The sequence below is a fragment of the Mesorhizobium sp. M7A.F.Ca.CA.004.12.1.1 genome (assembly GCF_003997835.1).
Classification (GTDB): domain Bacteria; phylum Pseudomonadota; class Alphaproteobacteria; order Rhizobiales; family Rhizobiaceae; genus Mesorhizobium.
Map to the genome: position 1 here is coordinate 1 of NZ_RZRK01001141.1, position 1431 is coordinate 1431.

General features: G+C 60.8%; 1 protein-coding gene and 2 pseudogenes. 2 read left to right on the forward strand and 1 reads right to left on the reverse strand.

Annotated elements, in window-relative coordinates:
- Positions 1 to 629 (forward strand): annotated as a pseudogene (locus EN984_RS34495) (MFS transporter); the annotation flags it as partial.
- A 182-nt stretch (positions 630 to 811) separates the two neighbouring features.
- Positions 812 to 1078, forward strand: coding sequence for a hypothetical protein (locus EN984_RS34500; RefSeq protein WP_127271315.1), 267 nt, complete (start codon positions 812 to 814; stop codon positions 1076 to 1078).
- A 108-nt stretch (positions 1079 to 1186) separates the two neighbouring features.
- On the opposite strand, the pseudogene EN984_RS34505 reads toward EN984_RS34500, so the two are convergent.
- Positions 1187 to 1431: pseudogene (locus tag EN984_RS34505) on the reverse strand (hypothetical protein); the annotation flags it as partial.

Genomic DNA, 1431 nt, shown 5'->3' on the forward strand with positions numbered 1-1431 from the left:
CGCTTGCCATGCTGCTGCAGTTTCTCAGCCTGCCGACCTTGCCTGCAACGGCAAGCAACAGCCTTGCAGATGTATTTCGGCTGACCCGGCGGCGCGGCATCCAACTCGGCATGCTGGCTATTGTTTTGCTGATGACGGGGCATTTTGCCGGCTCGGTCTATGTGCGTCCCTTCCTCGAACAGGTGACACTCCTTACAACCGGACCGATTGCCCTGGCTCTGCTCGGGTTTGGCATCGCTGCCGTGATCGGTAATGTTGCCGGCGGCCGCATGGCCGACACCAACATCCACATGGCCCTCGCAGTCACCGCGGCGTTGATGGCGGTTGCGGCACTTACTTTGGTGCTTTGGGGCTCGCATATGGGCGTTGCCTTCGGCTTCGTTACGCTGTGGGGTTTCGCCTTTGGCATGGCGCCGGTGGTGCTGCCGACCAATATGTCGCGCGCGGCGCCTGATGCGCTGGAGGCAGCGGGCAGCCTGATGGTCACCTCTTTCCAAATTGCCATCACCATCGGCGCGGTTGTCGGCGGCTATGTCGTGGACACCTATGGCGCGACCGGGCCTTTGACTCTGACCGCTGTCCTTGCCGCATCGACCGCCGTCTTGGCGCTGCTGCAGCCACGCAGCTGAACTTTGCTGCCGCTGATAAAATAGCCTGAATCCGGGCCGCCGCCGATGTTGCAGGCGCGATACACAAGTTGAGGCCGGGAACACGTTGCATCTTGCCGCAATCGAAGGCTAAGGACGCTCGGCTTCGGCCATTGGAGGGTGATCGACGATCAAGTCGCGCCCTTTTTGAGGAGATGACTGACATGAAGAAGTTTTTGTTTGTTGCCGTCGGCCTGGCGGTGCTTGCCGGTTCGGCTTGCTCGAAGGCGCCCGAGTGCACGGCGGAAATCGCGACCAAGAAGGCGCAGGACATGGCTACCGCGCTGCAGGAAGCGATTACCAAGGACCCGTCCAAAGCGGCTGATCTGACGGCCAAGGTCCAGGCGGTGACAACCAAGTATCAGGGCGCTACGACATTGGCCGACGCCTGCAAGGCCTATGACGAACTGACGGCCACAATCAAAGGCTAACGCCCTGATTTGAGATCAAGGCCTAAGCGCCTGATTCGATGGGTCAAGGGAGAGGGCGGTGACCGTGGGGTCGCCGCCTTTTTTTCGGATTTTCAGTTCGGCGCGATTTCAGTTCGGCGCGATGGAGCCGACTTCGACTGCGTCGACGCGCTTCAAGCTCATGCCGATCACCGGCACCAACTGGTCGTCGACGCGCACGGCAATAGTCACTGTCATCGAATTGTCGTCAGGGATGCGAGCCTGCATGACGCCGCGCAGCTGGTTGCGGTTGATGGTGAAGACCACTTTGCGGGCATCGACGACGTTGCCGCCGATGATGTCGAGGCCGGAACCGGTCGCGCCACCCATAAAGC